The organism is Thalassovita aquimarina (assembly GCF_018219815.1).
GTDB lineage: Bacteria > Pseudomonadota > Alphaproteobacteria > Rhodobacterales > Rhodobacteraceae > Thalassobius > Thalassobius aquimarinus.
This window is the reverse complement of sequence record NZ_JADMKU010000014.1, coordinates 1-11,910: the sequence shown is the minus strand read 5'-3', so window position 1 is coordinate 11,910 and position 11,910 is coordinate 1. Positions and strand designations below refer to the sequence as shown.

At 62.3% G+C, this 11,910-nt stretch carries 13 protein-coding genes and 1 tRNA gene; 6 read left to right on the top strand and 8 right to left on the bottom strand.

Features of this window, described 5'->3' with window-relative positions; translation table 11 throughout:
- Positions 1–28: 28 nt before the first annotated feature.
- Both ykgO and IT775_RS14570 read right to left on the bottom strand, forming a co-directional pair.
- Positions 29–154: a type B 50S ribosomal protein L36 gene (gene ykgO, locus IT775_RS14575; protein WP_012177066.1), complete on the bottom strand. Its 126-nt coding sequence runs from the start codon at positions 152–154 to the stop codon at positions 29–31.
- 70 nt (positions 155–224) lie between these two features.
- Positions 225–299 (bottom strand) — tRNA-Val (locus tag IT775_RS14570).
- Positions 300–448: 149 nt separating this feature from the next.
- Between IT775_RS14570 and IT775_RS14565 the strand changes: the two genes are divergently transcribed.
- Positions 449–1,309, top strand: coding sequence for an N-formylglutamate amidohydrolase (locus IT775_RS14565; RefSeq protein ID WP_212701850.1), 861 nt, complete (start codon positions 449–451; stop codon positions 1,307–1,309).
- Here IT775_RS14565 and IT775_RS14560 read toward each other — a convergent pair whose 3' ends face one another.
- Entirely contained in the window at positions 1,310–2,563 is a 1,254-nt protein-coding gene (locus IT775_RS14560; protein ID WP_212701849.1) for a DNA polymerase IV, read from the bottom strand.
- A 38-nt stretch (positions 2,564–2,601) separates the two neighbouring features.
- Here IT775_RS14560 and IT775_RS14555 point away from each other — a divergent pair, with 38 nt between their 5' ends.
- The gene (locus IT775_RS14555; RefSeq protein WP_212701848.1) at positions 2,602–3,033 is read left to right on the top strand and encodes an NUDIX domain-containing protein; all 432 of its coding nucleotides are present in this window, start codon (positions 2,602–2,604) and stop codon (positions 3,031–3,033) included.
- A 63-nt stretch (positions 3,034–3,096) separates the two neighbouring features.
- Here IT775_RS14555 and pyrF read toward each other — a convergent pair whose 3' ends face one another.
- The gene (gene pyrF / locus IT775_RS14550; RefSeq protein ID WP_212701847.1) at positions 3,097–3,813 is read right to left on the bottom strand and encodes an orotidine-5'-phosphate decarboxylase; all 717 of its coding nucleotides are present in this window, start codon (positions 3,811–3,813) and stop codon (positions 3,097–3,099) included.
- A gap of 52 nt (positions 3,814–3,865) precedes the next feature.
- Positions 3,866–4,126, bottom strand: coding sequence for a hypothetical protein (locus IT775_RS14545; RefSeq protein ID WP_212701846.1), 261 nt, complete (start codon positions 4,124–4,126; stop codon positions 3,866–3,868).
- Between the two features lie 218 nt (positions 4,127–4,344).
- Between IT775_RS14545 and clpB the strand changes: the two genes are divergently transcribed.
- Positions 4,345–6,963, top strand: a complete 2,619-nt coding sequence (gene clpB / locus IT775_RS14540; protein WP_212701845.1) for an ATP-dependent chaperone ClpB — start codon at positions 4,345–4,347, stop codon at positions 6,961–6,963.
- A gap of 93 nt (positions 6,964–7,056) precedes the next feature.
- Here clpB and IT775_RS14535 read toward each other — a convergent pair whose 3' ends face one another.
- The 3 genes from IT775_RS14535 to IT775_RS14525 form a co-directional block, all read right to left on the bottom strand.
- Positions 7,057–7,662 carry a rhodanese-like domain-containing protein gene (locus IT775_RS14535; protein WP_212701844.1) on the bottom strand — a complete coding sequence of 202 codons (606 nt, stop codon included), beginning with the start codon at positions 7,660–7,662 and terminating at the stop codon, positions 7,057–7,059.
- Positions 7,663–7,895: 233 nt separating this feature from the next.
- Complete coding sequence (locus IT775_RS14530; RefSeq protein ID WP_212701843.1) at positions 7,896–9,005, bottom strand: helix-turn-helix transcriptional regulator; 1,110 nt, start codon at positions 9,003–9,005, stop codon at positions 7,896–7,898.
- 185 nt (positions 9,006–9,190) lie between these two features.
- The gene (locus tag IT775_RS14525) at positions 9,191–9,634 is read right to left on the bottom strand and encodes a DUF302 domain-containing protein (protein WP_212701842.1); all 444 of its coding nucleotides are present in this window, start codon (positions 9,632–9,634) and stop codon (positions 9,191–9,193) included.
- A gap of 228 nt (positions 9,635–9,862) precedes the next feature.
- On the opposite strand from IT775_RS14525, the gene msrP reads away from it, so the two are divergent.
- The 3 genes from msrP to msrQ are packed head-to-tail and all read left to right on the top strand — an operon-like array spanning position 9,863 to position 11,588.
- Entirely contained in the window at positions 9,863–10,759 is an 897-nt protein-coding gene (gene msrP, locus IT775_RS14520) for a protein-methionine-sulfoxide reductase catalytic subunit MsrP (RefSeq protein ID WP_212701841.1), read from the top strand.
- Positions 10,760–10,761: 2 nt separating this feature from the next.
- The gene (locus tag IT775_RS21305; RefSeq protein WP_246525609.1) at positions 10,762–10,992 is read left to right on the top strand and encodes a GDCCVxC domain-containing (seleno)protein; all 231 of its coding nucleotides are present in this window, start codon (positions 10,762–10,764) and stop codon (positions 10,990–10,992) included.
- A complete protein-coding gene (msrQ, locus tag IT775_RS14515; protein ID WP_212701840.1) occupies positions 10,989–11,588 on the top strand; it encodes a protein-methionine-sulfoxide reductase heme-binding subunit MsrQ in 600 nt (199 codons plus the stop codon). The genes IT775_RS21305 and msrQ overlap by 4 nt, the downstream gene beginning before the upstream one ends.
- Positions 11,589–11,910: the final 322 nt, after the last annotated feature.

Genomic DNA, 11,910 nt, shown 5'->3' with positions numbered 1-11,910 from the left:
GGTCTTTTTAAAGCTATGGAAGCTACGCTTAGCCCTGACGGGCCTTGAAGCGGCGCTGCGTCTTGTTGATCACGTAAACGCGGCCTTTACGGCGCACGACACGGCAGTCGCGGTGACGCTGCTTCAGCGAGCGGAGCGAGTTCTTGACCTTCATGGTCATCTCCTTCATTCGCGGCGCGCCTTTGCGCCTGGGTTGCGGGTCGCTTCCTGGGAAGCGAAGTAAATGGTGGGCGATACAAGGATCGAACTTGTGACCCCTTCGATGTCAACGAAGTGCTCTACCGCTGAGCTAATCGCCCGTATTTGTCCAGTTTGGCCCCGAGCCCCAAAGAAAGGGGCGCGGAATTCCGCGCCGGTTCGCGCTCTATAAAAGGAGTCGGCGGGGGGATCAAGGGCTTTTGGCAACAAGAATAATCGGGCTATGATATTTCCTGAAAAGGAGCCCGTCTTGCCCAAGGTCGCATTCGAGATCGTTCACCCCGAAAAACGCAGTACAAGCGTTGTTTTCGCGTCCCCCCACAGCGGTTGTGATTATCCCGCATCTTTCCTGCGCCGTACAGTGCTGGATCGCCAATTGATCCGCAGTTCCGAAGACGCCTTTGTGGACAAGCTGTTCGACTGCGCGCCGCGATTCGGTGCGCCGTTCCTGATGGCGGGGCCGCCGCGGGCGTTCATCGATCTCAATCGCAGTGCCGAGGAACTGGACCCGGCTTTGATCGAAGGGGTGCGCGGCGGCGGGCACAACCCGCGAATCGCGTCCGGTCTGGGCATCGTGCCGCGCGTGGTGGCCAATGGGCGGGCGATTTACAGCGGCAAGATATCGCTGGCCGAGGCGCAGCGGCGAATCAACGGCTACTGGGTGCCCTATCACCAGCAGTTGCAGAAGCTCCTGGACGAATCGCATGCCGGTTTCGGCGAAGCGATCCTGATCGATTGCCATTCAATGCCGCATGAGGCGCTGGAAAATGTCGTGCGTTCCGGCACACCGCGCCCGGATATCGTGCTGGGCGACCGGTTCGGGGCGTCCGCTTCGGGCGATATCGTCGATCAGATCGAAGCGGCCTTTCGCGACGCGGGGCTGCGCGTTGCGCGCAACGCGCCGTTCGCCGGGGCCTATACCACGCAGCATTACGGCCGCCCGTCGCGGCGCCAGCACACGGTGCAGGTGGAAATCGACCGGTCGCTTTACATGGATGAAAAGGCGATCCGGCCGAACGAGGATTTCGCCGCGTTCCGCCGCCTGCTGCGCGGGGTCGTCGCGCGGATCGCGGATATCGGGGCGCAGGACAAGCGTTTGGCGGCGGAATGATCAGCGCAGGGCCCGGCCTTTCCTGATCGCATCCTTGCCGAAACGTTCGCGGATCGCGTCGGTGGCGCGTTCGGCCTTGCCGCGGGTCGCCGCTCCGGGGTCGAGCAGGTCACCCGACAGGTCGGCCTGGGCTTCGGGGCAAAGTTCCGACAACCCGACACCGATAAGCCGGTACGGACCGCGCCCCGGAAGCTGATCGAACAGGGCGCGGGCGTTGCGATAGATCGCGTCGGCCAGCTGCGTCGCGCTGTGCAGCTTGTGGCGGCGCGTCAGCGTCTTGAAATCGGCCCGCTTGAGCTTCAGCGTCACGACCCGGCCCGCCAACCCCTTGGCCTTGGCCCGGTCGGCGACCTTTTCCGCCATCCGCCACAGGTGACCGTCAAGGATATCGGGGTCGGAGGTGTCTTCGAAAAACGTCGTTTCGTTGGAAATGGATTTGATCGGTTCATGGGCGGTGACGCGGCGCCGGTCCTGACCGCGCGCCAGGTGCCACAGCCGGTCGCCCATCGACCCGAAGCGCTGATTCAGATCCTCCCGGTCCCATCGCAGCAGATCGGTGAAGGTCCTGATCCCCGCCTTGTCCAGCGCCGCCTGCGTCGCCTGACCGACGCCCCAGATCATCCGCACCGGTTTGTCGCGCAGGAAATCGGCGGTTTCCGCTTCGCCGATCACCGAAAACCCCCGCGGTTTCTGCAGGTCCGACGCGACCTTGGCGAGGAACTTGTTGTGGCTCAGCCCGATCGACCCGGTGACGCCCAGTTCGTCCTTCATCCGCTTGACCAGCCGCGCCAGCATCACGGCGGGCGGCGCGCCGTGCAGCCGTTCGGTGCCGCTGAGGTCCATGAAGGCTTCGTCCAGGGATAGCGGTTGCACGTCCGGCGTCAGATCCTGCATCATCCGGCGAATCTCGCGCGACACCTCGGCATAGACCTGCATCCGCGGTTTGATCACCACAGCGTCGGGGCACAGTTTCAGCGCCTGGAACATCGGCATGGCCGACCGCACCCCGCGAATGCGCGCGATATAGCAGGCGGTGGACACCACGCCGCGTTTCCCGCCGCCGATGATCACGGGTTTGTCAGCCAAGTCGGGATTGTCGCGTTTTTCCACCGATGCATAGAATGCGTCACAATCCATATGTGCGATGGACAGTGAAAACAGTTCAGGATGGGGCACGATTCTCGGGCGGCCGCAGGCGGGGCAGCGTGGGCCGGTGTCAAAACTGGTCAGGCAATCTCGACAAAGCGATGGCATGGGCGGGATGTTCCAGTGAGACGTGCAAGGGCGGGTATATGACCGGCAGGACAGAGAATACAGCATTTCGCGGCGCAAAGCTGGCGCTTTTCATCGGCGACAAGCTTGCCGTGATGCTGCGCGACGAAAAGCCGGGGATACCGTGGCCCGGCTATTGGGATTTTCCCGGCGGCGGCAGCAATCCGGGGGAAACGCCGGAACAATGCGTGATCCGCGAAACCCGCGAAGAGCTGTCGGTTGTGCTGCAAGACAGTGACCTGATCTGGAAGCGCAGTTTCAAGAGCGACGACAGGCTGCCGGTCTGGTTCTTTGCCGCGCATCTGGGCGCGGCGCGGGCGGCCGATATCAGGCTGGGCAATGAAGGGCAGCGTTGGCAACTGATGGAGGCCGGCGCCTACTTGGCCCACCCAAGGGCGATTCCTCATTTCGCCGAGCGGTTGTGGCTCTATCTGCGTGATCGGGGGGATTAGGGCACCGGGCGCCGTATCGGCAATGACTGGCCCCCGGCGCGGCTTGTATGGTGCCCGAACCGATCAGGCGTTGGGCGCCGTGGCCTGCGCGCTGTTCATTTCCGCCAGAATTGCCTCGGCTGCGGCGCGCGGGTCTTCTGCCTGCCAGATCGGACGGCCAACCACGATGTGGTCGACGCCGTCGGCCACCGCCTGTGCCGGGGTGGCGACTCGTTTCTGGTCACCCAGATCGGCGCCTGCGGGGCGAACGCCGGGGGTGACGATCAGGCGGCCTTCGGCCTCGGGCAGGGCGCGGATCTGCGCGGCTTCCTGCGGCGAGGCGATGATGCCATCGGCACCGGCCTCGAACGCGCGGGCGGCGCGTTCCAGAACAAGGTCGCCCACCTTGCCCGGCTTGATCAGGCTGGCATCCAGGTCGTCACGGTCGAGTGAGGTCAGGATCGTCACGGCGAGGATTTTCAGATCCTTGCCGGCCGCGCCTTCCTTGGCGGCGCGCACCACATGCGGATCGCCGTGCACGGTGAGGAAATCCAGATCGAACTGCGCGAGCCCGCGCACGGCGCTTTCCACCGTCGCGCCGATATCGAACAGTTTCATGTCCAGAAAGATGCGCTTGCCGAAATCCTGCTTCAGCTCATTGGCCAGGGCCAGACCGCCCCCGGTCAGCATACCAAGGCCGATCTTGTAGAAGGACACCGCATCGCCCAGCTTTTCGGCCAGTTGCAGCCCTTCGAGGGCGTTGGGAACATCAAGGGCTACGATCAGACGGTCATCGGACATGGGGGGCTCCTGTAAGAAGATTGCGCCCTTTTCGCGGGATATCGCGGATGCGTCAAGCGTGGGCCGTTTGCGCCGCCAGAATCCCCGGTGCGCAGGAAAAACTGCGCGCGCCCGAACGGAATTCCGGCATCCGTCCCAGTTGCCGCAATGCTTCGGCAATCAATGCGTCGCGGCAGGTGGATGGGGTGGTTCCGTACACGGCGCAATGCATTTGCACATGGCCCTCGTAGGAATGAAGCGACACGAAACCCGATACGCGACCGGTTTCCCTGCCGCCGATCATCTGCGAGACTTCGATCCGCGTGATATTCAAGGCCAAGGCTCCATACCGGTTCACGACTGACTGAGTACGGGGTGCTAAGGTCCCCTCATGTTTCAATTACGTCCCGAATCGTTGTTTGTTGAGACCTGCTGTTGGCGAGGTCTTGAACTATCCGTGATGAGTAACCACCTCATTTGTGAGGCCCATAACGGGGCGTGCCGCGAAGCGGGCGCAACAGGATTTGGGCGCTTGTAGAAAAGGAGAAAACGATGGACTTGAACAAGTTCACCGAACGGTCCCGCGGCTTCATCCAGGCAGCGCAGACGATCGCGATGCGGGAAAACCATCAGCGACTGGTTCCCGAACATATTCTCAAGGCATTGATGGACGATGATCAGGGGCTTGCGGCCAACCTGATCAAGCGCGCCGGCGGCACGCCCGAACGCGTGGTCGAGGCGATCGAGGCCGCGATGGCCAAGCAGCCCAAGGTTTCGGGGGATGCTGGTCAGGTCTACATGGACAACACCACCGCCCGGGTTCTGGACGAGGCGGAAAAGCTCGCCACCAAGGCGGGCGACAGTTTTGTGCCGGTCGAACGCATGCTGATGGCGCTGGCGATGGTCAAATCCAAGGCCAAGGACGCGCTGGATGCAGGCGCCGTGACGCCGCAGAAGCTGAACGCCGCGATCAACGACATCCGCAAGGGCCGCACCGCCGACAGCGCCTCGGCCGAGGAAGGTTATGACGCGCTGAAGAAATACGCCCGCGACCTGACCGAGGCCGCCGAACAGGGCAAGATCGACCCGATCATCGGCCGGGACGAGGAAATCCGCCGCTCGATGCAGGTGTTGAGCCGCCGGACCAAGAACAACCCGGTTCTGATCGGCGAACCCGGCGTGGGTAAGACCGCGATCGCGGAAGGCCTGGCGCTGCGCATCATCAATGGTGACGTGCCCGAAAGCCTGAAGAACAAGAAGCTGCTGGCTTTGGACATGGGCGCGTTGATTGCAGGTGCGAAATACCGCGGCGAATTCGAGGAACGCCTGAAGGCGATCCTGAAGGAAATCGAAGCAGCTGCGGGCGAAATCATCCTGTTCATCGACGAGATGCACACGCTGGTAGGCGCGGGCAAGACCGACGGTGCGATGGATGCCGCCAACCTGATCAAGCCGGCGCTGGCGCGGGGCGAATTGCACTGCATCGGTGCGACCACGCTGGATGAATACCGCAAATACGTGGAAAAGGACGCCGCACTGGCCCGCCGGTTCCAGCCGGTGATGGTGGAAGAACCCACCGTCGAGGACACGATTTCGATCCTGCGCGGCATCAAGGAAAAGTACGAACTGCACCACGGGGTGCGGATTTCGGACAGCGCCCTGGTGTCGGCGGCGACCCTGTCGCACCGTTATATTACCGACCGGTTCCTGCCCGACAAGGCGATCGACCTCGTGGATGAGGCTGCCAGCCGTCTGCGGATGGAAGTCGACAGCAAACCCGAGGAGCTCGATCAGCTCGACCGGCAGATCCTGCAGATGCAGATCGAGGTCGAGGCGCTGAAGCTGGAGGACGACGCCGCGTCGAAGGACCGGCTGGAAACCCTCGAGAAGGAACTGTCGGACCTGCAGCAGCGCAGCGCCGAGATGACCGCCAGCTGGCAGGCCGAGCGTGACAAGCTGGCGTCTGCCCGCGACCTTAAGGAACAGCTGGACCATGCCCGCGCCGAGCTGGAAATCGCCAAGCGCGAAGGCAACCTGGCCAAGGCCGGCGAGCTGTCCTACGGCGTCATCCCCGGTCTGGAAAAGCAGCTTTCCGAAGCGGAAGCGCAGGAAGAGCAGGGCATGATGGTCGAAGAGGCCGTGCGCCCCGAGCAGATCGCCGCCGTTGTCGAGCGCTGGACCGGTATTCCCACCGCGAAGATGCTGGAAGGCGAACGCGACAAGCTCTTGCGGATGGAAGAGGAACTGCACCGCCGGGTGATCGGCCAGAATACGGCCGTCAAGGCGGTGGCCAACGCGGTGCGCCGCGCGCGGGCCGGTCTGAACGACGAAAACCGTCCGCTCGGGTCGTTCCTGTTCCTCGGGCCGACCGGTGTCGGTAAGACCGAGCTGACCAAGGCGGTGGCCGAGTACCTGTTCGACGACGATAACGCGATGGTGCGCATCGACATGTCGGAATTCATGGAAAAGCACAGCGTCGCCCGCCTGATCGGCGCGCCTCCGGGCTATGTCGGGTATGACGAAGGCGGGGTGCTGACCGAAGCGGTCCGTCGCCGGCCCTACCAGGTGGTACTGTTCGACGAGGTCGAAAAGGCGCATCCGGACGTGTTCAACGTGCTGTTGCAGGTGCTGGACGATGGCGTGCTGACCGATGGTCAGGGCCGCAAGGTCGATTTCAAGCAGACGCTGATCGTGCTGACCTCGAACCTGGGCGCGCAGGCGCTGAGCCAGCTGCCCGAAGGGGCCGATGCGTCCGATGCCAAGCGCGACGTGATGGATGCGGTGCGGGCGCATTTCCGGCCCGAATTCCTCAACCGTCTGGACGAAACCATCATCTTCGACCGGCTGGGCCGGGCTGACATGGATGGCATCGTCGATATCCAGCTGCGTCGCCTGGCCAAGCGTCTGGCTGGTCGCAAGATCACGCTGGACCTGGACGACGCCGCCAAGAAATGGCTGGCCGACGAAGGCTATGACCCGGTGTTTGGCGCACGGCCGCTGAAGCGGGTGATCCAGCGCGCGTTGCAGGATCCGCTGGCGGAACTGCTGTTGGCGGGCGACGTGAAGGACGGCGACGTGATCGAGGTCTCCGCCGGGGCCGAGGGGCTTATCATCGGTGACCGGATCGGATCGTCGAACCGGCAGCCGCCCGAGGATGCCGTGGTTCACTGATCCCGGCGCCTGAGAAAGAACGAAGCCCGCCCCGGATCGGGGCGGGCTTTTTCATGGACGGGCTTGATCCGATGGGGATTGGGGAAACAGGTATCAATCCGCGTCCATGATATAGTGTTGTGCCGGGGTGACCGAATAGCTCCAGCCCAGGCCGGCGTTTTTCCAGCCGTTCACTTCGCGGTGGCCGGAATGGGGGCCGTTTTTCACCTTGTCACCTTCGAAACCGTCGATGACCGAATAGATGTTCGCATAGCCCAGTTCGTGCAGCATGTTGGCCGCCTTCGCGCTGCGCGATCCGGACCGGCAGATCAGCACGATCGGGGCCTCTTCGTCGTATTCCAGATCGGCAAGGAGGCTTTCAAAGGCAAAGATGAAATCGGGATTGAGCTGCAGTTTGTAGGTCTGCTTCTTGGGGTCATAGGCCGCGTCCCTGGGCATTAGCATCAGCGGGATATTGGCGTCGACGCGGGTCGGCAGGCCGACGAAGGACACCTCGGCGCGGGTGCGCACGTCGACGAACAGGATGTCCGGATCGGCCAGCATGTCGGCAGCTTCGAGGGCGGTCAGATAAAGACCGGCACGCGTCTGTTTCTTGGCTGCGACGTCAGCCGCTGAGATGTGCGTCGCGGATGCGATTCCGGTCGAAAAGAGGATGCCTGAAAGAACGAGTGCTGAAAGGGATCGGAGAGGGATGGACATGGCAGTCATGCGCCTCCTGTTGGAAGGGTTGCTGTTGTTCGTCATGTTCCGGAAATGCCGGGGGACGATGATTGGAGGTATTCTTTTCCTCCAATCGCGATATCCGGACCCCTCCCATGCAGGGGGGGATCGGCCGCTAACATCGCAAAGGTAAGGGATTCCTGACCTGATCCGGGCGGGGGTTTCGACCTTTGATTTTAAGGGGTTTTGGCGGTCTCTCGGAAAAGGAGTGCTCAGGCGGGGACGGATTGGAAGTTCCGCACCAGAGCCACGACCTGTTCGATTCGCGAGGTCCCGGTTTTCTGTTCGATATTCTTCAGATGCCACCGCGCGGTCGAGGGGGCCATGCCCGCCGCTTCGGCAAAATCGCAGAGCGAGGCGCCGGACCCGATGAAATTGGCGAGCCGGGCTTCGGTGTCGGTCAGGTCGTAGGCCTGGGCCAGCAGGCAGGTCACATCCGTCAGCGGACAATCCACCGGCCGGACGACGGCGGCGATGTGGCCCGCTGCGCCGCTGGGTCCACGGTGGGGCAGTGGAATGAAATGCATCACCGCCAGCTTGCCGCCCTTGCCGTGGATGACCATCGATTCAAACGGGGGCTTCGTGGAAACCTCGTGCGGCTGCCCCGCCTGCCGGAGCTTGCGCGTCAGCAGATCGTTTTGGCAGCCCTCCATCATGAGCCGCCCGTCGCGCGACAGGCGGATGAAACAGTCGGCCGACTGCAGGCGTTCCGCAGCTTCGTTCATGGCGGATACCTTGAAATCCTGCTGCAACAGGAAGACCGGAAGATGCAGCCTGTCCAGCAAAGCGTAGGCTTCCACTTTTTCCTCATCAGTCTGGAAAAGACGGCGGCGCAGCCGCATCATGCGCCGCAGATGCGGAAGGAGGTCGTTCAGGAATCGGTCCTCGGGACCGTATTTAGGGCTGCCGCTTTCCCGCACGAATCCGATCCAGGAATATTGTCCCTGCGCGCAGTCCAGGACCGCGCCCAGCGACTGGTCGAAATGCTGCGGCCGGACCCATCCGTTGGAATAGCGTGTGTCGCGCGGCATGGGCGCCTCGTCCTCGACGGCGTGAAACCGTTCCGCCGGAAGACGCCGCAACGCGCCGAACCAGGTGTTTTCGCCAAGGAAGTCGCTGTCGTGATTTTCCAGGAAGGCGGGATCGAAGCCGAAACTGGAATGGGTGACGATAAGGTCGTCTTGCGGACGCTCGGTCACGATGTCGCCCGCAGCCGCACCGATCATCCGGCCCAGCCGGGGCGCAAGGCGCGACAGCGCGGCGTCGTCGTCGACCGAGCTGTAGATCATTTCGAGAGCGTCATTCAATTCGGCAAGGGGCATGAGGGAATTCTGCCTTCCTGATGCCCGCAGAATACCACGAGGGGACTTCTGCCCAAAGTAAGGTTTACCTTACGTTAATCGCGTCCTTCGAAAATGGCCGACCCGATGGGTAGACATGAAAAACCCCGCCGGTTCGGGCGGGGCATTTCCGGTTCTGTATATCGGTTCCCTGTCGGGGCGGGGGCTTACTCCATCCCGATCGCGGAGCGCGCGATGGTGTCCAGTAGCGCCTGCACCTCTTGCATCGGGCCTTCGGGGAAGGTGCGGTAGCCGATGATGGTCTCGCCGTCGTCATCCGGTAGCTGGGCCACGAATATGTCATAAGGGCAGAAGCGGATATTCATCGGATCGGCTTCCATCACCTTGCGCGACAGGTTGGCCGAACAGAAACTGTAGACATCGGCATGCGTGAAGATGGTCACGTCCGATCCCACATCGGCCTTGGTCCGTTCCAGCATATCTCCCACGTGGCTGGTGCCATCGATCACCAGCCCCTGATCGAGGATCGCGTTTTCCAGCCCGAAGACGACATCTTCGAAGCTGTCATCGGTGGTGTAGCTGACGATTCCATCGGCGCTGGCGATGCTGGCTGTGAGGGCAAGGCCCGCGGCCAGTATAAACGATTTCATTTTTGATCCTCCCTTGGGTCGGTCGCCTTGGTGGCTGAGCTTCGGCACAGGTTAACTTGCGGCAACAATACCTCTTTGATTCAGGTCAAAAATTTCTGTGCCAAGAAACTCTATCGGCCAAGGTGGGGGAATATTTCAACCCCGGCACGGGAATGTGAGCCGATGTGGTTTGGACGCGGGGGCGGGGCGGGGTACCTTTCGGGCAATCTCGCAACAAAGGATGCCGCAATGGCCGGACGCTGGAAAAACACACTGACCGAAAACGATGTCACGACCGAGGCGGCCTTCCTGAACCGCCGTCAGATCATGGCGGGGCTGGCCGGGGTTGGCCTGGCCGGAATTGGCGGTGCGGCACGGGCGGCGCCGTTGCAGCCCAACAGTTGGGAAGACATCACCAGCTACAACAATTTCTATGAATTCGGCACCGGCAAGGACGACCCGGCGCGCAATGCCCATACGCTGACCACCAAGCCCTGGACGGTCAAGATCGACGGCCTGGTCGACAAGCCCGGCGATTACGACTTCGACGACATCATGAGCAAGATGACGATCGAGGACCGCATCTACCGCTTCCGCTGTGTCGAGGCCTGGTCGATGGTGGTGCCGTGGAACGGGTTCGAACTGGCCGATCTGCTGGCCCTGGCCGGGGTGCAGTCCGGCGCCCGCTACGTGGCCTTCGAAACCCTGTACCGGCCCGCGGAAATGCCGGGGCAGAAGGCACCGATCCTGGACTGGCCCTATGTCGAAGGTCTGCGCCTGGACGAGGCGATGCATCCGCTCACCATCATGGCGACCGGGATCTATGGCAAACCGATGCCCAACCAGAACGGCGCGCCGCTGCGGCTGGTGGTGCCGTGGAAATACGGCTTCAAGTCGATCAAGTCTGTGGTCCGCATCACTCTGACCGATAAGCAACCGCCGACCACCTGGAACAAGACCAATGCGCGCGAATACGGATTCTACAGCAACGTGAACCCGACCGTTGACCATCCTCGCTGGTCGCAAGCGACGGAGCGCCGGATCGGTGGCGGGCTTTTCGCCAAGCGGGTCCCGACGCTGATGTTCAATGGTTATGACGAGGTCGCATCGCTTTACGGCGGCATGGATCTCAAGAGAAACTTCTGATCATGGCGCCGCAACGAGACATAGAGACGGTTTCGGTCCTGACCTGTCCCAAGTGCGGCCATGCCCAGGCCGAAACCATGCCGGAAGACGCTTGCCAGTGGTTCTATGAGTGTCCGGCCTGCGCGGCGCTGCTGACCCCGCTTGCGGGCGATTGCTGCGTCTTTTGCTCTTATGGCACGCATCCTTGCCCGCCGGTGCAGGCGGGGACCGGGTGCTGCGAGGGCAGGTCATGATCGATTGGCTGAACCGCAGCGCTCGCAGGCTGCCGACATGGTGTGCCTATTGTATTGGGCTCATTCCGATCCCATATCTGTTCTGGCAGGGCCTGAACGGCGCGCTTGGTGTCGATCCGGTCAAGGCGCTGGAACATGCCTATGGTGAATGGGCGTTGAAGCTGCTGATCGCCGGCCTCGCGGTCACGCCGCTGCGCCGGTACGGGGGGATCAACCTGCTGAAGTTCCGCCGCGCATTGGGGCTGCTGGCCTTTGCCTACGTTGTGGCGCATCTTTCGGTATGGGCGGTGCTGGATGTGCAGACGCCCGGACGGGTCTGGGCGGATATCGTCAAGCGGCCCTATATCACCGTCGGCATGGCCGCGTTCCTGTTGATGCTGCCTTTGGTGCTGACCTCCAACAATGCGTCGCTGCGGCGGTTGGGGCGGGGGTGGCGCAAGCTGCACCGGCTGACCTATGCGGTGGTGCTGCTCGGGGCGCTGCATTTCACCCTGCTGGTGAAAGGCTTCCCGCTGGAGCCGCTGGTCTATCTGGCGGTGGTGGTCGCTCTGCTGCTGTCGCGTCTGAGGGTCCCGCGTCGGGTTCGGCTGGTGTGACGTCATTCTGCCGATGGCGGGGCTGCCCGTGAAGGGCGCCGATCTCGCGGGAATCTGCAGCCGACTCGGGCGATTCCGTCCGGTTTTTGGGGGGTGTTTCCGTCGATAACCCTAGATGTAGTGTTCGCGTTCGCTGCGAAGCGGCATTTATTCGGACCAGCATCAGATCGCGGCAAGTTTTTCAGCGTGTATCATATTGACTTCATTCGATTTTGTAAAATCTTTGAAAAAAGTATGCTTTGGCAGAAAAAACTGCTTGCGGAGGTTGGTGGTTATCCTTAGAACCCCCTTCACCGGCGGCGCTGAGGCGCCAACGGGACGC

Bases quoted from the DNA above. Each gene is read 5' to 3' on its own strand.
- ykgO (WP_012177066.1), bottom strand. From the start codon at position 154: ATGAAGGTCAAGAACTCGCTCCGCTCGCTGAAGCAGCGTCACCGCGAC.
- IT775_RS14560 (WP_212701849.1), bottom strand. From the start codon at position 2,563: ATGCCATCGCTTTGTCGAGATTGCCTGACCAGTTTTGACACCGGCCCA.
- IT775_RS14555 (WP_212701848.1), top strand. From the start codon at position 2,602: ATGACCGGCAGGACAGAGAATACAGCATTTCGCGGCGCAAAGCTGGCG.
- pyrF (WP_212701847.1), bottom strand. From the start codon at position 3,813: ATGTCCGATGACCGTCTGATCGTAGCCCTTGATGTTCCCAACGCCCTC.
- clpB (WP_212701845.1), top strand. From the start codon at position 4,345: ATGGACTTGAACAAGTTCACCGAACGGTCCCGCGGCTTCATCCAGGCA.
- IT775_RS14535 (WP_212701844.1), bottom strand. From the start codon at position 7,662: ATGTCCATCCCTCTCCGATCCCTTTCAGCACTCGTTCTTTCAGGCATC.
- IT775_RS14530 (WP_212701843.1), bottom strand. From the start codon at position 9,005: ATGCCCCTTGCCGAATTGAATGACGCTCTCGAAATGATCTACAGCTCG.
- IT775_RS14525 (WP_212701842.1), bottom strand. From the start codon at position 9,634: ATGAAATCGTTTATACTGGCCGCGGGCCTTGCCCTCACAGCCAGCATC.
- msrP (WP_212701841.1), top strand. From the start codon at position 9,863: ATGGCCGGACGCTGGAAAAACACACTGACCGAAAACGATGTCACGACC.
- IT775_RS21305 (WP_246525609.1), top strand. From the start codon at position 10,762: ATGGCGCCGCAACGAGACATAGAGACGGTTTCGGTCCTGACCTGTCCC.
- msrQ (WP_212701840.1), top strand. From the start codon at position 10,989: ATGATCGATTGGCTGAACCGCAGCGCTCGCAGGCTGCCGACATGGTGT.